Source organism: Natronomonas gomsonensis, assembly GCF_024300825.1.
GTDB lineage: Archaea > Halobacteriota > Halobacteria > Halobacteriales > Haloarculaceae > Natronomonas > Natronomonas gomsonensis.
Map to the genome: position 1 here is coordinate 2,415,408 of NZ_CP101323.1, position 26,574 is coordinate 2,441,981.

23 protein-coding genes and 1 other RNA gene are annotated in these 26,574 nt (G+C 65.6%); 10 read left to right on the forward strand and 14 right to left on the reverse strand.

Annotated elements, in window-relative coordinates:
* Window positions 1–13 precede the first annotated feature (13 nt).
* A complete protein-coding gene (locus NMP98_RS12810) occupies window positions 14–2,629 on the forward strand; it encodes a PAS domain S-box protein (RefSeq protein WP_254858149.1) in 2,616 nt (871 codons plus the stop codon).
* A gap of 21 nt (window positions 2,630–2,650) precedes the next feature.
* On the forward strand, window positions 2,651–3,748 hold the full coding sequence (locus NMP98_RS12815; RefSeq protein ID WP_254858151.1) for an aminopeptidase: 1,098 nt from the start codon (window positions 2,651–2,653) through the stop codon (window positions 3,746–3,748).
* 7 nt (window positions 3,749–3,755) lie between these two features.
* On the opposite strand, the gene NMP98_RS12820 is transcribed toward NMP98_RS12815, so the two are convergent.
* The 5 genes from NMP98_RS12820 to NMP98_RS12840 form a co-directional block, all read right to left on the reverse strand.
* Window positions 3,756–4,130, reverse strand: a complete 375-nt coding sequence (locus NMP98_RS12820) for a hypothetical protein (protein WP_254858152.1) — start codon at window positions 4,128–4,130, stop codon at window positions 3,756–3,758.
* A 197-nt stretch (window positions 4,131–4,327) separates the two neighbouring features.
* Window positions 4,328–5,341 carry a matrixin family metalloprotease gene (locus NMP98_RS12825; RefSeq protein ID WP_254858154.1) on the reverse strand — a complete coding sequence of 338 codons (1,014 nt, stop codon included), beginning with the start codon at window positions 5,339–5,341 and terminating at the stop codon, window positions 4,328–4,330.
* An 89-nt stretch (window positions 5,342–5,430) separates the two neighbouring features.
* Window positions 5,431–5,841: RNase P RNA component (gene rnpB, locus NMP98_RS12830), an RNA gene on the reverse strand.
* Between the two features lie 54 nt (window positions 5,842–5,895).
* Window positions 5,896–7,035, reverse strand: coding sequence for a nicotinate phosphoribosyltransferase (locus NMP98_RS12835; RefSeq protein WP_254858156.1), 1,140 nt, complete (start codon window positions 7,033–7,035; stop codon window positions 5,896–5,898).
* Window positions 7,036–7,106: 71 nt separating this feature from the next.
* The gene (locus NMP98_RS12840) at window positions 7,107–8,552 is read right to left on the reverse strand and encodes an Hvo_1808 family surface protein (protein ID WP_254858158.1); all 1,446 of its coding nucleotides are present in this window, start codon (window positions 8,550–8,552) and stop codon (window positions 7,107–7,109) included.
* 108 nt (window positions 8,553–8,660) lie between these two features.
* Here NMP98_RS12840 and NMP98_RS12845 point away from each other — a divergent pair, with 108 nt between their 5' ends.
* On the forward strand, window positions 8,661–9,239 hold the full coding sequence (locus NMP98_RS12845) for a cysteine hydrolase family protein (RefSeq protein WP_254858160.1): 579 nt from the start codon (window positions 8,661–8,663) through the stop codon (window positions 9,237–9,239).
* Here NMP98_RS12845 and NMP98_RS12850 read toward each other — a convergent pair.
* Entirely contained in the window at window positions 9,236–9,694 is a 459-nt protein-coding gene (locus tag NMP98_RS12850) for a PaaI family thioesterase (protein ID WP_254858162.1), read from the reverse strand. The genes NMP98_RS12845 and NMP98_RS12850 overlap by 4 nt on opposite strands.
* A gap of 94 nt (window positions 9,695–9,788) precedes the next feature.
* On the opposite strand from NMP98_RS12850, the gene NMP98_RS12855 reads away from it, so the two are divergent.
* Entirely contained in the window at window positions 9,789–10,070 is a 282-nt protein-coding gene (locus NMP98_RS12855; protein WP_254858163.1) for a WNWW family protein, read from the forward strand.
* A 28-nt stretch (window positions 10,071–10,098) separates the two neighbouring features.
* On the opposite strand, the gene NMP98_RS12860 is transcribed toward NMP98_RS12855, so the two are convergent.
* Window positions 10,099–10,755: a lactate utilization protein gene (locus NMP98_RS12860; protein ID WP_254858164.1), complete on the reverse strand. Its 657-nt coding sequence runs from the start codon at window positions 10,753–10,755 to the stop codon at window positions 10,099–10,101.
* Between the two features lie 168 nt (window positions 10,756–10,923).
* Here NMP98_RS12860 and NMP98_RS12865 point away from each other — a divergent pair, with 168 nt between their 5' ends.
* The 4 genes from NMP98_RS12865 to NMP98_RS12880 all read left to right on the forward strand — a co-directional run bounded on the left by NMP98_RS12865 (window position 10,924) and on the right by NMP98_RS12880 (window position 13,979).
* A complete protein-coding gene (locus NMP98_RS12865; RefSeq protein WP_156707954.1) occupies window positions 10,924–11,100 on the forward strand; it encodes a DUF5786 family protein in 177 nt (58 codons plus the stop codon).
* Between the two features lie 157 nt (window positions 11,101–11,257).
* Window positions 11,258–12,490, forward strand: coding sequence for an MBL fold metallo-hydrolase (locus NMP98_RS12870; protein ID WP_254861324.1), 1,233 nt, complete (start codon window positions 11,258–11,260; stop codon window positions 12,488–12,490).
* Between the two features lie 70 nt (window positions 12,491–12,560).
* Entirely contained in the window at window positions 12,561–13,130 is a 570-nt protein-coding gene (locus tag NMP98_RS12875; RefSeq protein ID WP_254858165.1) for a 5' nucleotidase, NT5C type, read from the forward strand.
* A 30-nt stretch (window positions 13,131–13,160) separates the two neighbouring features.
* Window positions 13,161–13,979, forward strand: coding sequence for an aldo/keto reductase (locus tag NMP98_RS12880; protein WP_254858166.1), 819 nt, complete (start codon window positions 13,161–13,163; stop codon window positions 13,977–13,979).
* A 27-nt stretch (window positions 13,980–14,006) separates the two neighbouring features.
* Here NMP98_RS12880 and NMP98_RS12885 read toward each other — a convergent pair whose 3' ends face one another.
* The 4 genes from NMP98_RS12885 to NMP98_RS12900 form a co-directional block, all read right to left on the reverse strand.
* Complete coding sequence (locus NMP98_RS12885; protein WP_254858167.1) at window positions 14,007–14,288, reverse strand: DUF6360 family protein; 282 nt, start codon at window positions 14,286–14,288, stop codon at window positions 14,007–14,009.
* 52 nt (window positions 14,289–14,340) lie between these two features.
* A complete protein-coding gene (locus NMP98_RS12890; RefSeq protein ID WP_254858168.1) occupies window positions 14,341–15,165 on the reverse strand; it encodes an esterase/lipase family protein in 825 nt (274 codons plus the stop codon).
* A gap of 519 nt (window positions 15,166–15,684) precedes the next feature.
* Window positions 15,685–18,303, reverse strand: a complete 2,619-nt coding sequence (locus tag NMP98_RS12895) for a valine--tRNA ligase (protein ID WP_254858170.1) — start codon at window positions 18,301–18,303, stop codon at window positions 15,685–15,687.
* A gap of 136 nt (window positions 18,304–18,439) precedes the next feature.
* Window positions 18,440–19,879 carry an alpha/beta hydrolase family protein gene (locus NMP98_RS12900; RefSeq protein WP_254858172.1) on the reverse strand — a complete coding sequence of 480 codons (1,440 nt, stop codon included), beginning with the start codon at window positions 19,877–19,879 and terminating at the stop codon, window positions 18,440–18,442.
* 149 nt (window positions 19,880–20,028) lie between these two features.
* On the opposite strand from NMP98_RS12900, the gene gnd reads away from it, so the two are divergent.
* Entirely contained in the window at window positions 20,029–20,931 is a 903-nt protein-coding gene (gene gnd, locus NMP98_RS12905; RefSeq protein ID WP_254858174.1) for a phosphogluconate dehydrogenase (NAD(+)-dependent, decarboxylating), read from the forward strand.
* 43 nt (window positions 20,932–20,974) lie between these two features.
* The gene (locus NMP98_RS12910; RefSeq protein WP_254858175.1) at window positions 20,975–21,589 is read left to right on the forward strand and encodes a histidine phosphatase family protein; all 615 of its coding nucleotides are present in this window, start codon (window positions 20,975–20,977) and stop codon (window positions 21,587–21,589) included.
* Here NMP98_RS12910 and NMP98_RS12915 read toward each other — a convergent pair.
* From NMP98_RS12915 to NMP98_RS12925, 3 genes are read right to left on the reverse strand one after another with little or no spacing between them, the layout of a single operon-like run.
* Window positions 21,586–22,092: an acetone carboxylase subunit gamma gene (locus tag NMP98_RS12915; protein WP_254858176.1), complete on the reverse strand. Its 507-nt coding sequence runs from the start codon at window positions 22,090–22,092 to the stop codon at window positions 21,586–21,588. The genes NMP98_RS12910 and NMP98_RS12915 overlap by 4 nt on opposite strands.
* 2 nt (window positions 22,093–22,094) lie before the next feature.
* Entirely contained in the window at window positions 22,095–24,368 is a 2,274-nt protein-coding gene (locus NMP98_RS12920) for a hydantoinase B/oxoprolinase family protein (RefSeq protein ID WP_254858179.1), read from the reverse strand.
* Window positions 24,365–26,524, reverse strand: coding sequence for a hydantoinase/oxoprolinase family protein (locus NMP98_RS12925; RefSeq protein WP_254858180.1), 2,160 nt, complete (start codon window positions 26,522–26,524; stop codon window positions 24,365–24,367). Before NMP98_RS12925 ends, NMP98_RS12920 begins: the two co-directional genes overlap by 4 nt.
* Window positions 26,525–26,574 lie beyond the last annotated feature (50 nt).

Here is a 26,574-nt window from a genome sequence, read left to right on the forward strand (position 1 = left end):
AAAAGGCCTCTCTATGGGTGGGGAAACGATTCACGTTCTGTACGTCGCCAGCGGCCCGCCGTCGACTGGCGACGTCTCGAAACGACTTGATGCCACGGCGGATAACCTCCGGGTGACGACCGTCGATTCGGGGGCCGTCGACGCGCTATCGACGGAACTCGCCGACTGCGTGGTGTGTGACTGTACGATTTCGGACCCGAGCGCGTCCGAACTCCTGAAAGCCGTCCGCAAGGAGGGTCCCGAGGTTCCACTCGTGCTGTTTGCCGATGGCGTGGGCGAACGGACGGCCGACGAATCGGTTCCGTCGTTCGTCGACGCCTACGTACCCAAACAGGGCGAGGAAAACGACCACGAACGCCTATTGGGGCGCATCGAGGACCTCGTCACCCGGTACCGCTCGGAGACGAACTACCGGGAGGTGTTCGAGAAGGCGGCCGTCGCGATGTCGGTTCGTGACCCCGAAACCGGGCGATTCCTCGACGCCAACGAGCGGTACTGCGAACTCACGGGTTACTCGCGGGGGGAACTCATCGGCCGAACGAGCGAGGAAGTCGGCGGGGAACAGGAGGGATACACCGCCGACCGCGCCCACGAACTGCTCCGGAAGACCGTCGAGGAGGGGTCACAGACCGTCGAGTGGGTCAACAAACGGCGCGACGGCACGTCCGTTCGCGTCGAGGCGACGCTGAAACCGGCCGAAATCGACGGGCGAACGAGAGTGCTCGTCAGCATCCGCGACATCACCGACCAGCGCGAGCGCGAGGCCGAACTCGAGCGGAAAAACGACCTGCTGGAGCGGACGCAACGAATCGCCCGCATCGGCGGTTGGGAGTACGACACCGAGTCCGAAGAGCTCCGCTGGACCGACGAGATTCGGCGCATTCTCGACCTTCCCTTCGATTTCGACCCGGGGCCCGAATCGACGCTTGATCGCTATCATCCGGAGGACCGACCTCGCGTCCAGCAGGCCGTCGAGGACGCAATCACCGACGGGGATTCCTTCGACATCGAGGCCCGCGTCCGAGTGGACTCCGAGACGTTCCGGTGGCTTCGACTCAGGGCCGACCCCAAGCGCAGTGCGGATGGGGTCTTCCGAATCAGGGGGACAGCCCAGGACATCACCGACCGGAAACGCCGCGAAGAGCGACTGCACGAACTCCACCACCGGACCCGCGAACTGATACGTGCGGAGACGAAGTCCGAAATCGCACGCGTCGCCGTCGAAACGGCCGAGGAGACGCTCGAATTGCCGCTCAGCGGTGTCCACCTTGACGACGGTGATGGAACGCTCCGGGGCGCCGCCGTGACGGATGCGGTGCGCGAACACGTCGGCGAGGCCCCCGACTACGACCGTTCGTGTGCTGACCACGGCGACGCACTTGTGTGGGAGGTCTTCGAGTCCGGGGAGTCCCGACTCATCGAGGACACCGATACCGACGGCGCCCTCGACCTCGACTCCCCGATTCGGAGCGGGTTGGTGTACCCCCTCGGCGACCACGGGGTGTTCATCACCTCCTCGCCGGACCCCGAGCAGTTCGGCGAGGAGGAGCAGGCGTTCGCGGAAATGCTGGCAACGACGGCGACGGCGGCGCTGGACCGCGCCGAACGCGAACAGCGATACGACGCCATCTTCAACCAGACCTTCCAGTTCACGGGGCTGATGGAACCCGACGGGACGCTCATCGAGGCAAACGACGCGGCACTCGAGTTCGTCGGCGCGACTCGCGAGGAAGCCACCGGAAAACCGCTGTGGGAGACGCCGTGGTTTCAGTACGACGACAGCACCCGCGAGATGGCCCGAGAGTCAGTCGAACGGGCGCAAAAAGGCGAGTTCTTCCGCGACGAACTACCGATTGTCGGCGGTGACGGCGAGGAAATCATCACCGACTTCTCCCTTCGACCGGTCACCGACGAAACCGGTCAGGTCACCCTGCTCGTCCCTGAGGGTCGGGACATAACCGAACTCAAAGAGCGGGAAGCCGAACTCGAACGGAAAAACGAGCAGTTAGAGGAGTTCGCAAGCGTCGTCTCCCACGACCTCCGAAACCCGCTTGCGGTCGCGGGCGGTCACCTCGAGTTGGCACTCGAAGACTGCGACAACGATGACCTCGAGTACGTCAAGCAGGCACACGACCGGATGGAGTCGCTTATCGACGACCTGCTTGCACTGGCCCGACAGGGAACCGAGGTCGACGAGCGCATGGACGTCGACCTCGGTTCGGCCGCTCGTCGCTCGTGGCGAAACGTCGAAACGGAGGACGTGACTCTCCGGGTGGCGTCGAACGGCTCTTTCGAGGCCGACCCCAGTCGACTTGGACAACTGTTCGAGAACCTGTTTCGAAATGCAGTGGAATACGCTGGCGACGCCCCGACGGTAACCGTCGGCGTACTCGACGACGAGGGGTTCTACGTCGAAGACGACGGCCCGGGAATTCCACCGGAGCGACGCGACCGGGTGTTCGAGGCCGGCCACACGACGAGCGAAACGGGGACCGGCTTCGGTCTCCGAATCGTCGAGCGAATCGCCACCGCCCACGGGTGGGACATCACGGCGACCGAAGGGACCGACGGCGGCGCCCGCCTCGAAGTGACCGGCGTCGAGATGTGTGAGGACGGAAAGACCGTTTAGGGCTCCGGTCGAGGTGAGCGTATGGACGAACGCGTACGCGAACACGCCGAGGTGCTCGTCGAGTGGAGCGCACGAATCGAGGCGGGCGACGATGTCCTCGTCGATGTCGCCGAGGACGCCCACGAGTTGGGCGTCGCCGTCGCCGAGAAACTCGGCGAGGTCGGTGCCAACGTCGTGACGACCTACGGCTCCGACGAACTGTCACGGGCGTATCTGAAGGCCCACGACGGCGATTTCGAGGTCGGCGAACACGAACTCGCTCTCGTCGAGAACGCCGACAGCTACCTCCGGTTGGGTGGCGGCCGCAACACGACTGCGACCGCCGACGTCGACAGCGAGACGCGGCAGGCGTACACCCGCGCCCGAAGCGACGTTCGGGAGGCGCGGATGGACACCGACTGGGTGTCGACGGTCCACCCCACCCGGAGTCTCGCCCAGCAGGCCGGCATGGCCTACGAGGAGTACCAGGAGTTCGTCTACGACGCCGTACTGCGCGACTGGGAGTCGCTGGCCGAGCGGATGGCGAAGGTCAAGGAGGTCCTCGACGACGGCAGCGAGGTCCGACTGGTCATCGAACGCGAGGACAGACCGTCGACCGATATCACGATGTCCATCGAGGGCCGGACCGCGGTGAACTCCGCGGCGTCGGTGGCCTACGACTCCCATAACCTCCCCTCCGGAGAGGTGTTCACCGCCCCCTACGACACCGAAGGCGAGGTGTTCTTCGACGTGCCGATGACCATCAACGCCCGTCGGGTTCGGAACGTCCACCTCGTCTTCGATGACGGCGAGGTGGTCGACTTTTCGGCCGAACAGGGCGCGGACGCCCTCCAGTCGGTGTTGGACACCGACCCCGGCGCTCGACGCCTCGGCGAACTCGGCATCGGGATGAACCGCGGCATCGACCGCTTCACCGACAACATCCTCTTCGACGAGAAGATGGGCGACACCGTCCACATGGCGGTCGGCCGCGCCTACGACTCGAATCTCCCCGACGGCGAGACGGGCAACGAGTCGGCCGTCCACGTCGACATGATTACTGACGTTTCCTCGGCCTCGCGGCTGGAGGTCGACGGCGAGGTAATCCAAGAGGACGGCCAGTTCTGGTTCGAGGCGTAGTGGGCCGTCAGTCCCCGTCGTCCCTCGGGTCGGAGGGTATCACCCGTGCGACGGCGTCGTCGAACGTTTCGGCGTACGTCGCCGTCAGTTGACTCATCGACAGCACCGTCGTGAGAAAGCGGTCTTCGGCGCGGTCGGACAGTTCTTGCATCGAGTCGAAGCGCCCGTCGACGACTCCGTGGGCACACTTCGCGTCCACGCCGGTCGTGCGTTCGAGGGCGTGTAACTGCATGTGCGTCATCGCGCGGGCGGCACTCGTCGTCTCTCGCTGGAGGGTCGAACCAGTCGAAATCAGCTCGAAAGCCGTTCGGCTGAGTTTCCGTTGGGCTTCGGCGGCGTCGGGCAGCGGGGAGAGGCGTCCGCCGGGTAGTATGTGTTGCATGGTAGCACTCCGCGACTGTCAGCCGAGTTGCACTCCGTGGTTATAAACGTTAACCAGTGTTCACAGTTCAATACTCGGGTCGCCGCTGACTATCGTCCGCTACCCGCGGTCACGGATGGTTTGTGTGGTCTCTAATGGCTTCTAATGGTTTTGAAACCCGGGAAAATCTAAACGCTGTTCCACGCGTGGGTGTTCCGCTACGCCCACCAGGCGCTCCGACGCTCCTCGTAGCTCGCGCTCTCCCTGAGCGGTTCGGGGTACTCGCTGTCGTCGGTGTGTCCGAACCCGGTTCCCAGCCACCGGCCGACGTGCCAGCCGATTACGTCCACGTCGAGGTCGACCAACACGACTGTCAGCGAGTCGTAGTACTCCAGGGCGCCGTCGCCGTCCTCGTCGCCACCCGAGAGGGTGCCACAGGACCCCGGCCCGCTCCGACACGCCGCCGTCCCGTCGAACTCGACGACGATATCCGCGTCTTCGCGGGAATCGGCGGCGTAGAACGTCACGTTCTCGGGGACGGTGCCGCCGGCGCCGTCGGCGTAGTAGCCGAGTGCGGCCCGAACCTGTCGTCTGGCTTCCTCACGGTCTGTCTCCGGCAGCGCCTCGTAGTCGGCGTACACGCGGAGTTCGTTCGTCCGCCACGGCAGCGCGCGGTCGGTCGCGTTCGGCTTCGGGACGGTGTTCAGCGCCGAGTACGCCTGCATAACCTCCCGTGGGGCGTCGCCGTGGCGCAACCCGAGGGTGTGTCCGAACTCGTGTTTCAGCACCTGGACGGTCGACTCTTCGGAGAGGCCGGTACGGACTCGCACGTCGACCGGCCGGTCGACCTGTCGAGCGTCGGTCAGAACGGGTGCACAGCCGGCGGTGTGTTCGTCGCTGTGGGCGCCACACTCCGAGACGCGCTCGACGAACCGGACGTGGATATCGGCGTTCTCGGCGGAGTCGACCAGCCGCAACCCCACGTCGTACCCCGCGTACCGCTGGCTGTTCTCAGTCCAGTAGGCCGCCGCCCGGTGGACCAGCCGTCGGTAGTCGCGGTCGTCGTCGGGGGCGGACTCGTAACTGACCGCGATGACCTCCGAACGCCAGTGGTTGTCGGGGTCGCCGTCCCAGTTGTCAGTGTGTTCGAGAACTTCCGGGTTTATCGGTCCGACACACCCCGACAGCGCGAGCAACAGCGCGACAGCGACGGCACACCACCGGCGATTCATCGATTCGACGCACGCGTGTGAACTAAAAGACAGTTTCGACCGATTCGGCGGGGCGAAGCGACGCCCGTCGGCGGGGCTACGCACGTAGTGGCTGAGGGTAGTAAGCCCCCTTCTGTTTTCACCCGGTATTCGGCTGAGCACCCGTCGCGTCTCCGGGCTACCAAGTGCGACGGGCTTGCACCGGTGAGGATTCGCCGTTCCATCCGTCCTTCCGCGTCTACTTGCGGTCTAACGACCACGCGCGCGCTCGGCGGGTTAACTCCCTTCCCTTGCGGGTCGGTTCGCGCGCTTGCGGCCGGGCCGCAAGCGCCACGGGCCGCCAGTGGCGGCCCGCACGCCTCATCGCTCGGCGGAAGCGGTCTCGTTTCTGTTCCAGTGCCAGCGGTCTCCCGCTCCGGGCTTGCGCCCGGTCACCTGCCCGGAGGGTGGGGGGACTTTCCTCATGAGTGTCGTCGGCGCGTCGCGCCGACGCAACCCACGGGGACCGGGCTTCCTCTGCCGTTCGTCGGTAGGCGAGTCGCCCGTTTAAGGGATTCGGTGGTCCGAGCGGCGACTCACTCGGCAGCCCGGAAACCGACGCGTCGAGCGTCGGCCGCCGCGCGGTCGATGGCCGCATCGAGGTCGAACTCGGCGACGACCTCGCCGTCGCGGACGAGCGGTTCCAGAAGCGATTCGCCGTCGGTCGGCCCCGGTTCGTCGGCCAACGCGACGTGGTGGCCGCCGTCGGGCGTCCGGTACACCGACTTCGTCCCCGAGAGTTTGCCCTTCTTGGCGGCCGGTTCGCCACCGATTTCGACGATGTCGAGGGCGAAATCCACCGGGTCGGCGTTGGAGATGTAACTGCCGACGCCGAAGCCGTCGGCCACGTCGCGCAGTTCCCGAATCGTCTCCGGCGTGATGCCGCCGCTGACGAATATCTCGACGTCCTCGTGGCCCTCGGCGTCGAGTTCCCAGCGGGTCTCGCGAATGATGTGCCGGAAGTCGCCGCGCCGAGAGCCGGTCGTATCGAGGCGAACGCTGTCGAAGCCCATCTCGGCGGCCCGAATCGCCTCGTCGGCCTCGTCGTCGTAGGTGTCACACAGCGCGATGCGGGGAGTCTTCTCGTCGACCGCCTCGTCGAAGGCCCGCCAGGCGTCCTCTTGATTACCGGGGCCGAAGCAAATCATCAGCGCGTGCGGCATCGTTCCCGACGCCGTCCGGTCGAGTTGGTCGCCGGCGGCGACGTGAGAGAACCCGTCCAGGCCGGCCAACAGCGCGTTCCGCTCGACGACGGTGGCGATGGAAGGGTGGACGTGGCGGGCGCCGAAGCTCAGAATCGAACTGTCGGGGGCGGCCCGCCGTGCCTCCAGCGCCGCCGTCGCGATGCCGGATGCGTGAGAGAGAAAGCCCAGAAGCGACGTTTCGAGCCGACAGAACTCCAGATACGGCCCTTCGATGCGCATCACGGGACCGCCGTCGAACAGCGTCCCCTCCGGCAAGGCGTCTACGTCCACGTCGTAGCCCGCCAGTAGGTTCGCGGCGTCTTTCACGCCCGCGAACACCTCGAACTCGCCGGTGGCGAACTGATCTGCGGTCACTTCCGCGACGACCTCGGGGTTCCGGCCGGCGTGTTCCAGCGCCTCCTCGGTCCGCAGGAAGTAGGCGTCCGTCGCCCGCCCCTCGACGATGGCGGACTCCGGAACGATGTCGAACATATCGGTGTCTCGTGGGGCACGTCGAAAAAGGTAGTCGTTGTCCGCCGGTTGTCGCTCGGTTCGCCGCCGAATCAGCCCTCCGCTGGCGCGTACACGTCGCCGAGGTCCTCGTCGGTCGGTGCGTGGACGACCGTCACCGACCGGCCGTCCCGTTCGACCCACACCGCGCCGTCGAAGGGGCTGTCGGCGACGGTAAAGCGCCACACGGTCGCCCCCTCACGGGTCTCGACAGTCTCGGCGCCCCAGTACTCAAGCAGGTCGGCGTGGCCGCCGTAGAACTCGGTGGCGTTGGCCCGGTCGTCGAACGTGACGTTCCAGACGTAGGCGGTCTCGTTGCCGGCGGCGTAGGCGTGGAGTCGGTCGGCGTACCACCCCTCGGCGTAGGAGACGTCGTAGGTGAACGGCCGGGTCGAATCGAGTCGCCCGGTCGTCTCGTTGCGGTTGTAGAAGGCGTCGCTGTCGATGAGCGCGTTCTCGCGGTCGTAGCCGTCGGCGAGCGTGTAGGCGAACATCGAGACAAGGCCGGCCTGTCCGACCGTCGCGTGGTCGGGGCCACTCGCCGGGGTGACGCGATTCCACTCCGTGTCGTTGTGGTCGGCGACGGTCGCCGTGCCGTAGGCGTCGGCGCCGTAGGTCTGGGCGTACACCACCTCCGCGCTGGTGTCGGGCACGTCGTCGTACATCGGGTCGATGGCGTCCCAACCGCCGCGCTCGCGGTGGTAGTTGACGAACGACGGTCCCTCGGAGTACGGGAAAAAGCCCGCGTAGTAGACGCCGAAGTGGAAGTTCTCTCCGGGGGCGCCGGCGGAGGTGCCCGTGTCGACGCTGACACACTCCCACTCGCCGCTCTCGCAGTTGCGGCGGTAGGCGTTCTCGACGACCGTCGCGTCGCCCTCGACGAGGCCGTTGCGGGCGTTGACGGTGTCCATCGTTCCGGTGGGCAGCGACGAGAGGTTGAACCGCTGGTCCTGTAAGGCGTGGACGAGTTCGTGAGCCAATGTGAGCTCGCCCTCCAGCGTCGCGGGGTCGGACTCGCTGACGATGACGAGTCGTTCGGCCCCCGGTTGATAGAAGCCGAGGACGTTGTCGCCGCGGTTCCCTCGCCGTACGTCGACGATGTCGCGGTCCGACCCGACGAGCAACAGCGCCTCGTACTGGGTGTTCTGTAAGACGCGGGTGTCCTCGCCCGGTTCCGGCGTGGTGACGTTGCCGAACTCCTCGCGGTACTCCCGTCTGGAGATGATGTCGACGTCGACGCGCTCCTCGAAGCGCTGATTCCGGAGCAGTTGGACGCGTGCCATCGCCCGCGAGACGACTGCCTCCTGTTGACCCTCCGTGAGTCCGTCGGCAGCGTCGAACTCGAAGGTGGCGTTGTGCCAGTAGCCGTCGTAGTAGCCTAACCGTTCGTCGTCGGGCGGTGGGGCGGGTTCGGGCGCGGGCGATTGATAGCCGGCCGAACAGCCCGCTAACACGAGCAGCACCGCCAGAGCAATCGCCGCCGTCGGTCGCCGCTTCATTACCGACACCGACGGCCTCCACGAGCAAAAGTTCACGGCAGTCGGTCACCTCGGTTCCCCGTCCGTGGCGGGACAACGGTTTTGCGCTCGCCGTCCGAATCGGCGCCCATGAGCCTCGAACTGGACCCGGACAGCACCGCCGTCGTCGTCGTCGACATGCAGAACGGCTTCTGTCACCCGGATGGGTCGCTGTACGCGCCCGGCAGCGAAGAGGCCCTCCAGCCGTGTGCCGACCTCGTGGACGACGCCCGCACCGCGGGCGCGTCGGTCGTCTTCACCCGCGACGTACACCCGCCCGAGCAGTTCGAGGACAATCACTACTACGACGAGTTCGACCGCTGGGGCGAACACGTCCTCGAAGGCTCTTGGGAGGCCGAGTTGGTCGATGGACTCGACCCACGCGACGACGAGTTAGTCGTCGTGAAACACACCTACGACGCCTTCCATCAGACCGAACTGGAGGGGTGGCTGGAGAGCCACGCCATCGACGACCTCATCATCTGTGGGACGCTGGCGAACGTCTGTGTGCTCCACACCGCTGGTAGCGCCGGCCTCCGGGACTACCGGCCGATTCTCCTCGAAGACGCCGTCGGCTACATCGAGGAAGACCACCGCGAGTACGCCCTCGAACACGCCGACTGGCTGTTCGGTGAGGTCCAAGAACGGACGGACATCGAGTTCGTCTAACTCCGGAACAGCCGGTAGGCGCCCTGTCCGACCGCGATGAGTTCCTCCGAGCCGTCGGGCGTCTCGCTTACGACTTCGATGTAGGAGACGCCGACGGACCCTCCGGCGCGGATGACCTCCGCCGTCGCCGTCAAATCGCCCGCCGCCGGTCGGAGGTAGTTGACGTTGAGATTGATGGTGGCGATGTCGTCGTCCAGCGGGTCGGTGAGATACGGCCGCAGCGCGATGCCGCCGACCACGTCGATGAGCGTCGAAGCGACGCCGCCCTGCACCGTCGGCGGGTCGGTCGGATTGGTGAGTTTGTCGTCGAAGGGGATGGTACCCACCATCCGGCCCGTTTCGAACTCGTTGACGGTGAACCCGAGCCACGAGAGGAACTCGTGTTCGTTTTCGAGGTACTGCTGGAGCATCGCGACGGCCTCCTCGGGCACGTCGTGTGGTTCCACGTCTGTCATGACTCCTCCTGCCGAGCGCTGGGGCTTGTATGCTGGGGTCGCCGTTTCCCGCCCCCTGTGTTCAAGTCGGCGGCGGTTCTACGTCGGGGCCACGATGGAGGAGTTCGACGCCGAGGCACTGGCGGCCGGCCTGGAGACGTTCGGTGGCGACGAGGCCGAACGCCGCGCAGTCGCACGACACGCCCGCGACCTCGCCGACAGCGGCCGCTACGTCGAGGATGCCGACGTCGAACTCACGCCCGAACACGTCGTCGTCCAGTTGGCCGACGCCCCCGAAGGCAGTCCCGCCGAGCGGTGGAACTGGTGGGTCGGGGCTCTGGAGTTCGCCTACGGCGGCTACACGGAGTTCCAACTGCGGCGCTGGGAGAGCGAGTGACGAACTAAAACGGAGCCGGGAACGTCGATTAGTACCCCAGCTGCTCGCGGACGAGGACGACCGTGGTCCGGCCCTCTTCGAGCTCCTGCCGGAAGATGAGCTGTTTCGCGACGGCCGATTCGACGCCGTAGGCTTCCTTTGCGCGTTCGTTCTCCAGCGGGTAGGCGACGGATTCGAGTCGGTCCAGTGCGTCCTCGAGCGTCGGGACGATTTTGTTCACGCCGCTGACGATGACGACGTTGCTCGCGGCGAAGGGGTAGGCACCGATGCGGCTTCCCGAGCGGTCAGCGGCGACCAACTCGCCGGTCTGGGCGATGGCGTTGATGCCGCCGAGGAAGTAGTCGGCAGTCTGGGCGTCACGCCGAGCGGCCTGTCGTTCGGCGTCGTCGTCGATGCTCCAAATCCGGTCCGGCAGGCTCTCCCAGTCGTGGTCTCCCTCTGAGAGGTACTCGATGAACCCGATTTCCTCCAGCGTCGTCGAGTGGCCGTTCATCACCGAGACGCCGCTGGGGATGTGTGACTGGAGCGTTTCGAGTGCCTCCTCGGCGGTGTCGACGACTACGACGTCGAACCCGTTGGCTTCGAGGCTCTCGACGGTCGTCTCGATGGCGCCCTCGTCGGGCGTGCCGTCGAGTTCGCTTTCGATTGCCGTGTCGTCGATGTAATCGGACTTTTGCTGAGACATAGTGGAATCGTTCCCGTCCATTCATAGCGGTCGTGGCGTGTTAAGCGCTCGCGGACGCCGGTGTTAGGTGGTTACAGTGACGATACGCGACGGTGTGACACGGAGTCCGATATCACTCAGGCGCGGCATCCCGATGCTTTTCCGTGGCGGGAACGTATTATCGAGTATATGGGCTTCGGTAGTTACGATGAATCCGAACAGAAGGACCAGAACGTCGAGACCGACGATTCGGAAGCCGTCAACGTCCACGAGAAGGACCACGACGGCGACGTGAACTTCGAGTTCGACGACGAGGAGTCGCTCATCGACCGTCTCGGTGAGATGAAAGACGACGACGAGGAGTGACTCCGACCGCGGCCGCGTAGCGCCTGCTGTCTCCGAAACAACGCCCTCCGACGATTCGTGTTCTTTTGCCCGATAGCTTTTGCTCCGTTCCTCACCTCTGGTGGTTTCGAGACGGGAACCGACGAAGGCAAACCACCCGCCCGACAAGGACGACGCAGTGAACGTCCAGTTCCTCGGCGGCGCGGGCGAAGTCGGCCGCAGCGCGATTCTGGTCAACGACGCGCTGCTGTTGGATTTCGGCATCAAGACCGATTCCCCGCCGCAGTATCCAATCGGCGACATCGACCCCGAGGCGGTCGTCGTCAGCCACGGCCACCTCGACCACGCCGGGGCGGTGCCGTCGCTTCTGTCCGGCGATTCCCGCCCGCCGACTCACTGGACGCCGCCGACGTACGAACTCGCCCTGACGCTGGCCCGCGACACGCTGAAACTCCACGGCGGGACCCCACAGTGTCCCTTCACCGAGGAGGATGTCCGCCGCGTCACCGAAGTCTCCGAGACCCACGGCTACCGCGAGGCCTTCGAGGCGGCGGGCCACCGCATCGAGTTCTTCAACGCCGGCCACATTCCCGGTAGCGCACACGTCCTCGTGGACGACGGGGAGACGCGCTTGCTGTATACGGGCGATTTCCACACCGACTCGCAACGACTCGTCTCGCCGACGACCGAACGCCCCGGCGCCGACATCGTCATCACGGAATCGACCTACGCCGACGTGGAACACGAGTCCCGCGAGACGGTCGAATCCCGGTTCGTCGACAGCGTGCGGACGACGCTGTGGGAGGGTGGTACCGTCGTCGTCCCCGCCTTCGCCATCGGCCGGACCCAGGAACTCATGCTCGTCTGTGCGGCCCACGACATCGACTGCTACGTCGACGGGATGGGCAAGGAGGTGACGCGGCTCCTTCGACAGTATCCCGAGTTCCTCAGGGACGGCGAGGCGATGCGAAAGGCCAACTCCAACGCCCGGTTCGTGACGGGGCGGGACGGCCAACGAAAACGCATTGCCGACCAATCGACGGTCATCATCACGACGGCGGGGATGCTCTCGGGCGGGCCGGCGATGACCTACATCCCCGAAATTCACGCCAACCCCGTCAACAAACTCTGCTTTTCGGGGTATCAGGTCGAGGGGACGCCGGGTCGGGAGATACTGGAGACGGGTAGCGCCGAACTCGGCGGCCGGCACCTGCAGGTCAGCGCCCAAGTGGAATCCTACGACTTCTCCGCCCACGCCGACCGCGACGGCCTGCGGTCGTTTCTGGAGGCCTACCGCGAAACGCCGCTTTTGGTCAATCACGGCGACTCCTGTGAGTGGTTCGCCGGACAACTGGAATCGGAGGGCCACGAGGCGCGAGCGCCCGAGTTGGGCGAGACGGTTGAGGTGTGAGACGGCGTCGTCCGCCGTGGGACGGTATTCCGAAGTGTGACTTAAGCCGCTCGAACTACTAGAACCGGTAATGACTGCCCATCCCCTCTCTCCCGGCTCGACGCTGCTCGTCGACCTCGACGGCGTTGTCGCCGACCAGCTCCCGCGGCTCGTGACACACCTCAACGAGGAGTTCTCCCTCGGCGTTTCTCCCTCTGACATCGACGAGTGGTCCTACGAGCACCCGGCCATCGACGGCCACATCGGGGATGTCATCACCGAGTTGATGACCGAGCGGCCGGAATGGTACTTCGGCGGGATGGACCCCACGCCCGGCGTCGCCGACGCCCTCGGGGCGCTCCGCGAGGAGTACCGCGTCGAAATCGCGACCCACCGGGTGCCCGAGACCCACGACGTCTCGAAGGCGTGGCTGGACGAACACGGCGTCCCCTACGACGAGTTCCACGAGAAAGTCCCCCGGGACAAGGGCGCGGTGCCGGGCGATGCGCTCATCGACGATTATCACGGTAACGTTGCCAATGCCCTCGACGCCGGCAAAGCGGGGTTCCTGATGCGACAACCGTACAGCGACCCCGCGGCCTGCGACGGCGCCCACGTCGTCGACTCGTGGGACGACGTTCGTAATCTCCTCGGCGTGTAGGCTTTTGTCGGTGGCGGCCGACGCTTGGGTATGGACACTTTCGATATCGGCGGCGAACTCACGGTCGGTCGACTCGGCTTCGGTGCAATGCGAATCACCGGCGAGGACATCATCGGCGAACCCGACGACGTAGAGGGCGCCCACGACGTACTTCGGCGAGCGAGCGACCTCGTCGACCTCGTCGACACCGCCGACTCCTACGGTCCCGGCGTCTCCGAACGGCTCATCGGCGAGACGCTCGCGCCCTACGATGACGTGGTGGTGGCGACGAAAGGCGGACTGCTCCGGAACACCGACGGCGAGTGGCTCCCGCGCGGCGATCCGGATTACCTCCGAAACGCCGTGCTGTGCAGTCTCGACCGCCTCCGCGTCGACGAAATCGACCTCTATCAGTTCCACCGTCCGGACCCCGAGGCCGACTTCGAGGAGAGCGTCGCGACGCTCGCCGAGATGAAAGACGAGGGATTGATTCGACACGTCGGCCTCTCGAACGTCAGCGTCGAGCAACTGGAGACCGCACGCGACATCGTCGACATCGCGACCGTCCAGAACCGCTACAACGTCGGCTACCGCGAGGAAAGCGACGTGCTCGAAGCCTGCACCGACTACGGCATCGGCTTCATTCCGTGGTACCCGCTTGCGGCCAACGACCTCGATTCCGTCGACGGAATCGAGGAGGTAGCCGACGCCCACGACGCGACGCCACAGCAAATCGCCTTGGCGTGGCTGCTCGAACGGTCGCCGGTCGTGTTGCCGATTCCGGGCACCTCAAGTGTCGCCCACCTCGAGGAGAACGTCGCCGCGGCGGACATCGAGTTGACGCCCGAGGAATTCGAGAAACTGGCCTGACTGGACGCACACGTGAGGCCAGGGGTATCAGCCCTCGCTTGTCTCGACCTTCTCGGCGTGTTTTTCGAGGTCGGCCGCCAGCGTCCGGGCCTCCTCGGCGGAGAGTCGAACCGTCTCCGCGTGTGCTTCGAGGTGTTCTAACTGTGTGTTGTCCAACTCCACCTGCAGTGAGACGTGGTCGGGGTTCTCCCGTGGACTCGTCACGTTCACCACGGCGTAGGCCTCTTCCTCGAAGCCGTGTCCCTCGACTTCGCCGTCGAGGAGGTCCAGCGTCGTGTACGCGTTGACCTTCATGATGCGGTCGGCCATGTCCCGACGGTGGTCTCGGAGTGGGGTAAGCGTGACGCCCGACCCCAGGCGTTCACTCCGGGAGGGCGACCTGCTGTTGGAGGTTGTACGGGTGTTCGCCGGCGGTCCACCGGTAGATGTACTCGAGGGCCGTCCGCTCGGTTCGGACGCCGTCGTGGTCCGTCTCGATGGCGACGTTGGTCGCGCCCTCGAGTTCGGGGCTCTGCCGGCAGTTCCAGAACAGGGAGTCCTCGGTTCCCCGGAGCGTGTAGTAGTCGATGTCGCCGGGGGTCTCGTTTTCGTTGAGTCGGGCCAGCGGATGGCCGTCGACCGAGTCGTGGTCCTCGCGGAGGAACTCGCTCACCCGGTAGGGACCGTGGTCGAGTCCGCTGTCCGCACACCACGTGTTGAGAACGGTCCCGTGGTTGGCGCCGGCGAGGCCGACGAAGCTATCGACCCACGACAGCCGGTTCCGGGCGGCGAGCCAGCAGCGAACGCCGGTGACACCGAGGCTGTGTGCGACGACGTCGACGCTTTCGACGCCAGCGTACTCCCGGACCGACCCGACGAAGGCGTCGAGTTCCTCGACCATCGCCGCGTGACTCGGGGTCCCCTCCCGGAACGTCACCGCCCAGAGGTCGTCGCCGCGGTAGCCCCGCCGGAGGAAGAACTCGGCGTGGCGCTCCCAGTCGCAGGCGTCCCGTTGGTTGCCGTGGACGAACACGATAGGCGTTCGCTCGCTGCCGGGCTCGGTTCCGTGGTACTCGTGGCCCCCCCACCCGCCGTAGGCGTCGTCCGTCGACCACGGGAGGCGTCCGTCGTCGGCACGGTCGTGTTCACACCCCGTCGCACAGCCACCACGACGACGCGCGCGCTTGAGTTCGCGGACGTTACGCAATAGCTCCCGCGAAAACGGCCACCCTTGAGTCGGATTAGCGAGGGACACACTACCAGTACCCGGGGTGGCGCTAAAATATACCCCATCACCGGGACAAATCCTGTGGGAGGGGAAAGCTACTTAACAATGTAATATGTTGCCGCTTTCTCGTGGTTTCGGCCGCCAGCGGTGTGCGCACAGTGCGCACACGCGCGTGCGATTCACGGCCCGTGGGACCGAACTGTAGACGAGATGAGCGAATCAACAGATGCGGAGCCAAAGCGGCCGCAGTTCAGGGGTTGTGCGTTCTGTTATGCCGGCGAGTGGGTCTACTACGGCGCGAAACGGGCTGTCAGACGGGTAGGGGATTCGGGATAGCGGCGGTTCGGCTCCGGTAGACGGGCGTCGATGGCGACCTTGCTATTCGTGGGTCGCTTCGCTCACGTTCCGCTACGAGGTCACCACGGGCGACCTCGCTACTCGCGGGTCGCTTCGCTCCCCGCTCGTCAACCGAGACTCCTCGCGTTGCTCGGAGTCTCGCTACTCCACCACCAACACCGTCGCTTCCCCTGCTTCGAGGACGACGACCTCCTCGCCGCTCTCGGAGCGCTGCTCCTCGACGATGTCGAACATCTCGGCGCCGACGGTGACCGTCTCGCCGCCGAGGTCGAACTCGACGTGCCCCTCCGTCTCCAGTTCGGCCTGCAGTTCGGCGGGGTCGGCCGCTTCCAGTTTTCCGATGACGGCGCCGGCCTGGTCGCGGAAGGCCGGCCCCAGTTCGCTGTGCTCGATGTCCACGTCGACGGGGACGAGTTCGATGTTCGGCCGGCCCTGCTCGATGTAGACGGGGCCGTTGACGGTGTCCGCGAGGTCGTAGGTGTCCAACGGGAGGTCCTCATCGAGGTACACTTCGATGCGGTCGAGGTCGGCGTTCAGGGGCTTCCCCTCGTCGGATTTCCAGCCACGAACCGTGGCCGCGACCTTTGCGATGAGTTCGCCCCGGCGTTCGGTTTCGGCGTCGCCCTCGGGCAACTCGGGCCAGTCGGCGTTGTGGACGCTCCCATCGGTCGGGAGATGGCTCCACGCCTCCTCGGTGATGAACGGCGCAAAGGGCGAGAGCATCCGCAGGGAGGCGGTCAAGGCGGTGTACAGCGCGTGTTGGGCGGCCTTCCGCTCGCCGGGTCGCCCCTCGTACAGTCGGCCCTTCACGAGTTCGAGGTAGTCGTCGGCGAGGTCGTGCCAGACGAACTCCCGGACCTCACGCAGGGCGCTGTCGAAGCGGTATTCGTCCATGTCCTCGGCGACCGAGTCGGCGACGCGGGCGCACTTCGAGAGAATCCACTCGTCGGCGTCCCGGTAGGCGGGGTCGGTGATGTCCGCCGTCGACTCGTCGACGTGGCCGGAGGCGAACTTCGTGATGTTCCAGACCTTCGTCTGGAAGCGACTCGCGGAGGTGACCTCCTTCCACTGGAACTGGATGTCGCTGCCGGGTTGGCCGCCGAGCGCCATCGCCTGCCGGAAGGCGTCGGCGCCGTACTCTTCGACGACCTCCTCGGGTTGGACGAAGTTGTCGCGGGATTTGGACATCTTGTTGCCGTCCTCGCCGAACACCATCCCGTTGATGAGGGCCTCCTCCCACGGAGTCGTGTCCTCGAGGGCGGCCGTCCGGAGGATGGTGTAAAACGCCCACGTCCGGATGATGTCGTGGCCCTGCTCGCGCAGTTGGACGGGTTCGAAGTCGGCGTCGGGCCAGCCAGCGACGTACAGCGGAGAAATCGACGAATCCATCCACGTGTCCATCACGTCGGTTTCGCCGGTCCACGACTCGCCACCGCACTCGATACAGGTCTCGACGGCCGGGTCCTCCGTCGTCGGGTCGACCGGAACGTCCTCGCCGTCGGCGATGTGGACGTGCCCGCAGTCGTCACATTCCCAGGCCGGAATCGGCGTCGCGAAGACGCGCTGTCGGGAGATGACCCAGTCCCACTCCATCCCTTCTGTCCACTCTTCGAGTCGACTGTACATGTGCTCGGGGAACCACTCGACGGCCTGGGCCTTCTCCAGAATCTCCTCTTGGTTGACGGTGACGAACCACTGCTCTTTCGAGAGGATTTCGATTGGCGTATCACAGCGCCAACACTGGCCGACGGACTGTTCGGTCGGCTCTTCGTCGTTGAGGTGGCCGGATTTCTGCAGGGCGGTCGCGATGGCGTCTTTCGCCTCGTCGATGGCCAGCCCCTCGAACTCGCCGGCGAGTTCGTTGAGTTTACCGTCTTCGGTGAACACCGGCCGCAAATCGAGGTCGTGTTCGACCCACCAGTCGACGTCCTGTTTGTCGCCGAACGTACAAATCATCACGGCGCCGGTCCCGAAGTCGCCGTCGACGTCGTCGTCGGCGATGAGCTCGACTTCTTGGCCGAACAGCGGCACCTCGAAGGTGTCGCCGATGCGGTCTTCGTAGCGCTCGTCGTCGGGGTCGACGGCCATCGAGACACACGCCGCGAGCAGTTCGGGGCGGGTGGTCGCGATTTCGATGTCGTCGTTGCCGACGCCGTCGAAGGTGATGTAGTACAGCGTCCCCTCGTGGTCTTCGTTTTCGACCTCGGCGTCGGCGATGGCTGTCTCGCACCGGGGACACCAGTTGACGGGGTGTTCGTCTTGGTACACGTAGCCGTTTCCGGCCATTTCGACGAACGAGCGCTGGGTCTCCCCCCAGTAGTCGGGGTCCATCGTCCGGTATTCGTGGTTCCAGTCCTGTGAGAACCCGAGCGTCCCCATCGTCTCCTTCATCGCACCGATTTGGTCGTTTGTGTGTTCGATACACCACTCCCGGAACTGCTCGCGGGAGACTTCGGTGCGGTGGATGTCGCGGTTCTCTTCGACTTTGACTTCCGTCGGCAGGCCGTGGCAGTCCCAGCCCTGCGGGAACAACACGTCGTCGCCTTTCAGGCGGTGGTACCGCGCCGCGAAGTCCATGTAACACCAGCCGAGTGCGTTCCCGATGTGGAGATTTCCGGTCGGGTACGGCGGCGGCGTGTCGATGATGTAGTCGGGGCGTTCGGGGTCGTCGTCGTAGCTGTACACGTCGGAGTCGGCCCACTCCTCGTGCCACTTCTGTTCTGCGGCGTCGGGGTCGTAGCTGTCAGGAACCTCGCTCATGATTGGGGTGTCGCGTAGACCGGTCGGTAGGCAGTTCGCATGCGCGCCGAGAGAAAGGCGCGGTTACAGTCCACGTACTACCGACTGACTCGCGCTCATACCCGTTGGCATGGCTGTTGCCGATAAAAACCTTCGCTTACCGTCGTCCCGGCGGCGTCGGGGTGTCACAGTCCGCCCGAATGTCCTCACAGGAATGATACTGCTGATTTCGGCCGGGGAAGGCCCGCTTCGAGCGGTAGTGGAAACTGAGATGATTCCCCCACTCCCCGTCGGCCAACAGCCGCGAATCGGCGTCGTGGTACCCCGACTCGTCCGACTCTTTCAGCCACCGGTCGAACCACGCGACGGTGTAGTGGTCGGCGAGGGCGTTGCCGAACTCCCAGGAGGTTGCGGGAAACGTCGGCAGTAGCGACCACTCGTAGTGGGTCCCGCCCCGGACGACGAGTTGATACGCGGGGACGCCGGCCTCCCGGAACCGCTCGAATCCACCCGATTTCCCGTCGGGGTCGGGCGGTCGCTCGTGGGGCGTCGGCGTCAGGAAGTAGTCGCCGGATTGCCCCATCGCGGGGACACGAGGCTCGACGCTACCCTCCGGGACCGTCTCGAAGAAGCGTGCGGCGTCGGTGGCCTCGCTTTCGGGTCCGTCGCCAGCCACGCTGTCGCTGTCGCCGAGGTTGTCCCAGGCGACGACCGCATCGACGGGGTTGTCGCCGCTGGTCGGCCACGGCTCCAGTCCCTGTACGATGCTCGCGCCAATGGCGCCGGCAGAGTGGCCGGCGATACCGAGCCGAGAGTGGTCCAGCCGGTCGAAGACGGGATTGTACTCGACGACCGGTGCGTCGTCGTCGCGGTCGTAGGCGGCGTTCGGCGCGTACGGCTCCTCGGGCGTCGAGTGGAAGAAGTCGATAGCGTCGATTTGGTTCGTCACGAACACCTCACCGTTGGCGTTGCCGCCGGGTTCGCCCGAGGGCGTGAGACTGTCCGAACGACCCTGTCCGCGGGGGTCGTAGGTCAACACGACGTAGCCCGCCGCGACGAGCGACTGGGCGGCCCACCAGTACAGCGGTTCGGGCGCCTGTACCGACCCGTTCGTGATGACGATGCCAGGGCGGGCCTCGTCGGCCTCCGCTTCGACGGGCGTCCAGACGTGGCCGGAGAGCCGAGCGCCCTCGCGGTCGTAGAAGGCGACACGGCGACGTTCACCGACGGTGCCGTAGAAGTTCCGAGCGTCGATGTCGCGGTACAGCGCGGGGTCGCCGGTGCACTGTTCGCCCCACGTCGCACAGAGGTTCGCGTGGCTCCGCCAGCCGGGTTCGGCGGCGACGCGTTCGGCGTAACTCGCGGCGTTTTCGGTGCTTCGCCGCTGCCAGCGCCGCATGAAATCCGGGTCGGAGGTCTGCTCTGCGGGTGCCTCCTGTGTCTTCGCGTAGTTGCGAAACTCCCGACGCAACCACTCGGGGTCGGAATCCAGCGAATCCAGTTCCGGGAGCGCCGCCGCTTTCCCGCCCCCCAAGGCGGTCGTCGTGAGTCCCGCCGTGGCGGCCAACAGGGTCCGCCGTGTGAACTGCCCGCGCATCCTTTCGAGTCGATGTATCCGTAACTATAGCCAAAGGGTTACTGGCGCCTCTATCCGGTCATTTATGTGCGAACCGGACCCACGACCGGCGGCCGGTGAACGCACGCGGAATCACAACCCTCACTTGCGGCCCCGACGAGGGGTCCGATATGCAACTGGGCGTCATCGGACTTGGCCGGATGGGCCGTATCGTCGTCGACCGGGTACTCGAAGACGGACACGACGTGGTCGCTTTTGACCTCGACGACGACGCCGTCTCGGCGGCGGCCGATGCCGGAGCAACTCCCGCCGACTCAATCGAAGCGCTCGTCTCGGAACTCCCCGAGGCGAAGCGAATCTGGCTGATGGTGCCCGCAGGCGACGCTGTCGACGCGACGCTCGACGACCTCGACCCGCTGCTCGACGCCGACGACGTGGTCGTCGACGGCGGCAACTCCCACTTCGAGCGCTCCGTCGAGCGCGCCGAAGCACTCGACGCGGCGTATCTCGACTGCGGCACGTCGGGCGGCCCCGCTGGCGCCGAGTTGGGCTTTTCGCTGATGGTCGGCGGCCCCGAGTGGGCCTACGAGGCGATGGTGCCCGTCTTCGACGCCGTCGCCACCGGTCCCGACGGCCACGATCGCATGGGCCCCTCCGGGTCGGGCCACTACGTGAAGATGGTCCACAACGGCGTCGAGTACGCGCTGATGCAGGCCTACGGCGAGGGGTTCGAACTGCTCTCCGAAGGACGGTACGACCTCGATATGGAGTCGGTCGCCCGGACGTGGAACAACGGCGCCGTCATCCGATCGTGGCTGCTGGAACTCTGTGAGGAGGCGTTCCGCGAGGAAGGAAACGACCTGGGCGATGTCGACGACCACATCGCCGGGGGTTCGACTGGGACGTGGACCGTCCAAGAGGCGCTCGAACAGGAAATCGCGGTACCGCTCATCTACGAGGCCCTCGGCGAGCGCTTCGACTCCCGCGCCCCTGAGGAGGGGAAATTCTCCCGGCGTCTCGCCAACCGCCTGCGGTATGGCTTCGGTCGACACGAAGTCAAACGGCGGGAGTGACCCGACAGAACACTCATACACGCCGCCGGCGTAGGCCCGCGAAATGACACGCGTCGTCGTCGTCCGCCACGGCGAGACCGACTGGAACAAGAACGGCCGGATGCAGGGGTGGGCCCCCGTCCCGCTGAACGAGCGGGGCCGACAGCAGGCCACGGCCGCCGGCGAGTTCCTCGCTTCGGAGTACGACATCGACCGCGTCTTCTCGTCGGATTCGGTTCGGACTCGCCAGACGGCCGACCGCCTGCTGGAGGGCGTCGGCGAGGTACCCATCGAGTTCGAACCACACTGGCGGGAGCGCGATTTGGGCGTGTATCAGGGCCTCACCTACGGCGACGTCGAGGAGCGCTTCCCGGAGTTCGGTCTCGGCGAAGCCGCCTACGAGGCGTCGCTGCGCATCCCCGAAGGCGGCGAATCGTTGCGAGACGTGGCCGACCGCGTGACCAACCGCTTTTGGTCCGTCGTCGACGCCCACGACGACGCGACGCTGTTGGTCGTCACTCACGGCGGGCCGATTCACGTCCTGCTCGGATACGCCAAGGGAATGGCCCTCGAGGAAGCGCTCGGAAGCCACCATCAGGCCAACTGCGCGGTCAACGAGATTCGGGTCGACGACGGGATGGCGGTCGTTCGGGAGAACGTGACGGAGTGGGAGCGCTAGCGCTTATCCGGCGCCTTCTCGCCCAGCCACTCCTCGTAGAAGGTGTCGATGTCGGGTTCGAAGTTCTGTAAGACGGGATAACCCGCCGGCACGGCGTCCACGTCGAGTTGGGCGAAACAGCCGGGACAGAACCACTCCCGCAGTTGGAACGTCCAGTCGGGGTGTGGCGTCTGGTACTCCGGGTAGATTTCGCGGTGGTCTGCCTCGTCCTCGCGGACGCGGATTCGTGCGTGTTCCTTCCAGTTCTTCTCGACGCCGCAGAACTCGTGGCCACAGTCGCACTTGACGATGCGGCCCTGTTCGGAGCCGACGACGTAGAGGTGGTCGTTCAGCGGGAGCAGGATGGGGTTGTCCCACTCGACGTCCTCCTGTAGCAGTCGTCGGGTCACCTCGAAGCGCTGGTCATCCTTCGGGTCCGGCAACACGTCGTTGCGCAACTCCTCCCAGCCGAGTTCGCCGTCGATGAGCTTTTCGACCTGTTGTCTGTCGGTTTCGGTTGCCATTGTCAGAATCCACTCCTGTCGATGTCCCAGAACTCGTCGAACTCCGCGTCGAACTCCTCGGAGATGTCGAAGGCGTCGACGTACATCTCGGCGACGGGGTCGGAGACGTCGCCGTCCTGAACGCGCTCGCGCTCTGCTTCGAAGAACTCCTCGAAGGGGACGCTCTCCTCGGCGCGCCGCTCTCGAATCTTCTCGCGGGCGGCGTCGGTCGCCTCCTGGTCTATCTCGAAGACGCGGTTCTTCTCGTCGAACTCGCCGACGACGCCGTACACTTTCTCGACGGTCTCCGGCGAGTAGATTTCCTCCTCTACGTCGGCGACGACTTTCTCCAGTGGGCGCTCCAGTGGGTCGCCCCACCCGGGGCCGCCGCCCATCTGGAAGTGCATCACGTCGTGGTTGTCGAACTCCTTGGGGAAGTAGTTCCCACGGTGGGTGCGCTCGATGTCGCCGTCGATGTGTTCTTCGAAACTGCCGGGTGGGGTGTCGCCGGTCGGATACGGTTCGCCCTCCCTGGCCCGGTCGGCGAGGTCGGTGTCGTGGGCGCGGACGGCGTACTTCGTCGACCCGGGGTAGCCGCCGGCCATCCCCGCCGTCGAGAACGCCACGTCGGGGATGGAGGCCTTATACAGCGTGCAGTCCTCGGTACCCATCACGGTCATGACGCCCTCCCACCCGGAGCCACCGCGGTACTTCCCGTGGCCCGCCGAATCGGTCTTCATCTGTCGGGAGAGGTACTGGGTCCCCCACTGGACCATCTCCCACTCCTCTACGTCGCCCATGTCGGCCTCGGGGTTCCACATCGCATAGCCGTGGTCGAGGCCGTCCCGGACGGCCGACGCCCCCAACCCCTGACAGGAGAGGTCGAAGGGGCTGACGGGGAAGTAATCGCCCACTTCGTCGGGAATCATCTGGGCCATGCTCTCCATCAGCGTCCCGCCGCCCTGAACGGTGTCGGTGGTCTCGGAGTAGCCGGTGACGACCTCCTCGCGGAAGCCGCGGGAGAAAAACGCCTGCGAGACGTTCTGCCACACCGACTGGAACGCCGGCATGATGGTCCCCCACGGCGCGTGAAACGACAACTGTGGGTCGTCGGGGTTCGTCAGGCTCCCCTCCGGGAAGTTCGTCTCCAAGGCGTAGTGAGAGCCGTCGTTGACTTTTCCGTCGTGGAGCAGACACTGGGTGAGCGACACCCACAGCCCGCCGGTCATCGACCCCTCGGCGGCGTTGAAGGAGTGTTTCCCCTGCGAGGAGGTCCCCTCCATGTCCAGCGACATCGTGCCGTCGGCGTTGATGTCCATCTCGACGGGGAGGTGATGGAGGCTGTCTTTCTGCTGTTCGGGCTTCCAGCCCTCCTCGGCCAGCGGCAGGCCGACGAATGAACTGTTCCGGTAGGTGCCGGGGAACAGTCGCTCCTGGACGCGGGACTCCATCGTCCGGCGGCCCTCCTCGACGGCCTCTCGGGTGAACTGCTTGAACGTCTCGGCGCCCACGTCGTCGATAATCTCGTGGACGGCCTCTCGAATCATGTGACAGCCGGCGAGACGGCACTTCTCGTCTAGGTCCCAGTACATCGGCGTCCGGGTCGACCGCTCGCCGCGGGTCTTCCAGTCCTGATACAGTTCGTCGCCCTCGCCGATTTTCTCACACGTCGCGTAGATGCCGTCCTCGAAGCGGGAGGTGTGGACGATGGAGGTGTGGCCCTGTGAGGCGCCGCCGATGTCGGCCTCGTGGGTGACGCCGTCGGCCCACGCCACCAACTCCCCGTCGTGGAAGATGGGGACGATGGTGTGGACGTCCGTCGTGTGGACGTTGCCGAGGTCGTTGTCGTTGTTGCAGAACACGTCGCCGGGTTCGATGCCGCGGTCGTGTTCGTAGTCCTCCTCTATCATCCACTTGATGGCCAGCGAGCCGGTGTGGACGTGGACGATGATGCCCGTCGAGACGGCGATGGAGTCGCCCTCCGGGGTGTAAATCTGGAAGCACAGTTCGCCGATTTCCCGGACGATGGGCGACGCCGAGACGTGGAGTGCGGTCTCCCGGGCAGAGACCAACGCCCCACGGAGCCGGGAGTAGAGCCGCTCGTACTCGAAGCGGTTCTCCTCTTTCAATTCGAGGTCCTCCAACCCTCGGTAGTGGCCGGTCTCCTCGGTTAACCGCTCGGTCTCTGCGAGCATCGACTGCAACGATTGCCCGTCCCAGCCGATTTCGCCCCCGTTGGTCAGCTTCTCCGTGACGGCGAGTTTCTCCTCGCCGACTTTGTCGTTCTCGATGCTCATTGTTCCTGTAGGTGGTAGATTCGGTTCTCGTCGAGCGGTGCCTCATACCCCGGCGGCACGAGGATGGTCGTCGCGGGCGCCTCGATGACCGAGGGGCCCTCGATGCGGTTGCCCGGCTGGATGTCGCGCATCTGCCAGAGGTCGGCGGCGTGCCAGGCGTCGTCCCAGTAGATGTCCCGGGTGCCCTTGTGGGCGTCCTCGGGTGGCGTCTCACCGCGTAACTCCTCGTGGGGGATGGTCGGCTTCGCCGAGGGGCCGACGCCGACGCCGATGGCCATCGTAATCTGATAGCCGTTCTCCGGCGACTTCGCGGCGCGCTGGAACACTTGGTCGAACTTCGCCTCGTAGCGGTCGATGACGTCTTCGACGCCCTCGCTGTCGATGCCTTCCTCGTCGTCCCAGACCTCGCCGATGTCGACTTCGAGGTCGTCGAGCATCCCGAGATACTGGATGCGAAGCGACGGCTGGAACTCGACGGTTTCGGGGTCGACGCCGTCGCGGTCGAAGGCCGTCTCCGCCCGTTTGCGGAGGGTTTCGAGGGTGTCGTTGATGGAGTACGCCACCGAAGAGGCGTTCGAGAAATCCGGCTGGAGTATCTCGTCGACCGACTGGTCGTAGCGATAGGCCGAGTCGGCACACGCACAGCCGAACGCCGAAAACGCCGCCGCCCACTGTGGGATGAGGATGTCCTCGAACTCCAGTCCGCGGCTGTAGCCGGCGGCGTGCAGCGGCCCGCCGCCGCCGTAGCTCATCAGCGTGTAGTTCTCCGGGGAGTAGCCCAACCCGAGGATGAGGCCGCGGAGTTCGTTCGACATGTCGCGTTCGACGATGTCGAGGACGCCGCGGGCCGTCTCGATGGGGTCCTCGTCGAGCGGACTCGCTATCTGGTCGTCGATGGCGTCGATGGCCACCTCGCGGTCCATCGGGATGTCGCCGCCGAGGAACGAATCGGGGTTGAGATAGCCGAGGGCGAGCGTGCAGTCGGTGACCGTCACCGTGTCCACGTCGCTGTCCATGTTCGAGTAGCCGACCTTGTACCCCGCCGAATCGGGGCCGACCTCGATGCGCTCGGAGGTCCGGTCGACGCGGACGTACGACCCCGTCCCCGACCCGATGGTGTCCATCGCCGTCATCGGGATGTTCACCATGAACTGCGCGAGGCTCTGGTCCCACCGGGTGGGGTAGTGGCCCTCGGTGATGAGTCCCACGTCGAAGGAGGTCCCACCCACGTCCGAGCAGACGAGGTTGTCGATGTCGAGTTCCTCGGCGAGGAACTCCCCACCGAAGATGCCGCCGATGGGACCGGACAGCATCGTATCGACCAGCCAGTCGTGTTCGGGGGCGACCGTCCCGCCCGAGGAGGTGAGCACCCGGACGGGTGATTCCGAGCCCAACTCGGTGAAGCCGTCGTCGACCTGCCGGAGTTGTTCGCGGGAGGGTTCGGCGGCGTAGGCCTCGATGACCAAAGTGTTCAGTCGCGGCAACTCCCCGCGAATCGGCTTCTGTTCGGAGGACAGCCAGATGGGGACCGACTCGCCGCGCTTTTCCATCACCTCTTCGGCGATTTCCTTGATTTTCTGCTCGTGGTTGTCGTTGAGATACGAGTAGACGAGGCAGACGCAGATGACCCGAACGCCGCGGTCGAGCAGGTCGTGAATCGCGTCGTAGGCCTCGTCTTCGTACAGCGGCAGCGTCGGTAGCCCGGTCATGTTCATCCGGCCGCGGACGCCGCGGATGTTCTCCCGCGGGACGAGCGGTTCGGGGTGTTCGTGTTCGCGGGCATGGAGGCGACCCGCATACGAGCGGTCCGCCCACGACTGGATGCCGCGGCCGAACCGGAGTTGGTCCTCCATGCCGCCGTTGGTGATGACGCCGATGTTTCCCGACCCCTCTCGTTCGAGCAGGCGGTTCAACATCGCCGTCCCGGAGTAGACGATGCCCTCCAGTTCGCCGGCACCATCGGTAGGGTCGAGGCCCCAGTTGTCGACGGCGTCGGCGAAGGAGTTCGTCGTACACACCGACTCGTCGTCGGGCGTCGTCTGTGCCTTTCCGACGGTGTAGTTCGCCTCGTCGTCGACGACGAAGGTGTCGGTCATCGTCCCGCCGGTGTCCATCGCGAGTAGACGCGGACGGTTGTGGTCGTCGTCGGCGCTCACGACGACCACCCATGTTCTGTGTTACTGTGGCTCACGGCAACGGGTACTGA

Bases quoted from the DNA above. Each gene is read 5' to 3' on its own strand.
- NMP98_RS12895 (WP_254858170.1), bottom strand. From the start codon at position 18,303: ATGAGCGAGGTTCCTGACAGCTACGACCCCGACGCCGCAGAACAGAAG.
- NMP98_RS12920 (WP_254858179.1), bottom strand. From the start codon at position 24,368: ATGAGCATCGAGAACGACAAAGTCGGCGAGGAGAAACTCGCCGTCACG.
- NMP98_RS12915 (WP_254858176.1), bottom strand. From the start codon at position 22,092: ATGGCAACCGAAACCGACAGACAACAGGTCGAAAAGCTCATCGACGGC.
- NMP98_RS12825 (WP_254858154.1), bottom strand. From the start codon at position 5,341: ATGAATCGCCGGTGGTGTGCCGTCGCTGTCGCGCTGTTGCTCGCGCTG.
- NMP98_RS12855 (WP_254858163.1), top strand. From the start codon at position 9,789: ATGGAGGAGTTCGACGCCGAGGCACTGGCGGCCGGCCTGGAGACGTTC.
- NMP98_RS12820 (WP_254858152.1), bottom strand. From the start codon at position 4,130: ATGCAACACATACTACCCGGCGGACGCCTCTCCCCGCTGCCCGACGCC.
- NMP98_RS12840 (WP_254858158.1), bottom strand. From the start codon at position 8,552: ATGAAGCGGCGACCGACGGCGGCGATTGCTCTGGCGGTGCTGCTCGTG.
- NMP98_RS12850 (WP_254858162.1), bottom strand. From the start codon at position 9,694: ATGACAGACGTGGAACCACACGACGTGCCCGAGGAGGCCGTCGCGATG.
- NMP98_RS12900 (WP_254858172.1), bottom strand. From the start codon at position 19,879: ATGCGCGGGCAGTTCACACGGCGGACCCTGTTGGCCGCCACGGCGGGA.
- gnd (WP_254858174.1), top strand. From the start codon at position 20,029: ATGCAACTGGGCGTCATCGGACTTGGCCGGATGGGCCGTATCGTCGTC.
- NMP98_RS12860 (WP_254858164.1), bottom strand. From the start codon at position 10,755: ATGTCTCAGCAAAAGTCCGATTACATCGACGACACGGCAATCGAAAGC.
- NMP98_RS12885 (WP_254858167.1), bottom strand. From the start codon at position 14,288: ATGGCCGACCGCATCATGAAGGTCAACGCGTACACGACGCTGGACCTC.
- NMP98_RS12910 (WP_254858175.1), top strand. From the start codon at position 20,975: ATGACACGCGTCGTCGTCGTCCGCCACGGCGAGACCGACTGGAACAAG.
- NMP98_RS12880 (WP_254858166.1), top strand. From the start codon at position 13,161: ATGGACACTTTCGATATCGGCGGCGAACTCACGGTCGGTCGACTCGGC.
- NMP98_RS12865 (WP_156707954.1), top strand. From the start codon at position 10,924: ATGGGCTTCGGTAGTTACGATGAATCCGAACAGAAGGACCAGAACGTC.
- NMP98_RS12875 (WP_254858165.1), top strand. From the start codon at position 12,561: ATGACTGCCCATCCCCTCTCTCCCGGCTCGACGCTGCTCGTCGACCTC.
- NMP98_RS12810 (WP_254858149.1), top strand. From the start codon at position 14: ATGGGTGGGGAAACGATTCACGTTCTGTACGTCGCCAGCGGCCCGCCG.
- NMP98_RS12845 (WP_254858160.1), top strand. From the start codon at position 8,661: ATGAGCCTCGAACTGGACCCGGACAGCACCGCCGTCGTCGTCGTCGAC.
- NMP98_RS12835 (WP_254858156.1), bottom strand. From the start codon at position 7,035: ATGTTCGACATCGTTCCGGAGTCCGCCATCGTCGAGGGGCGGGCGACG.
- NMP98_RS12815 (WP_254858151.1), top strand. From the start codon at position 2,651: ATGGACGAACGCGTACGCGAACACGCCGAGGTGCTCGTCGAGTGGAGC.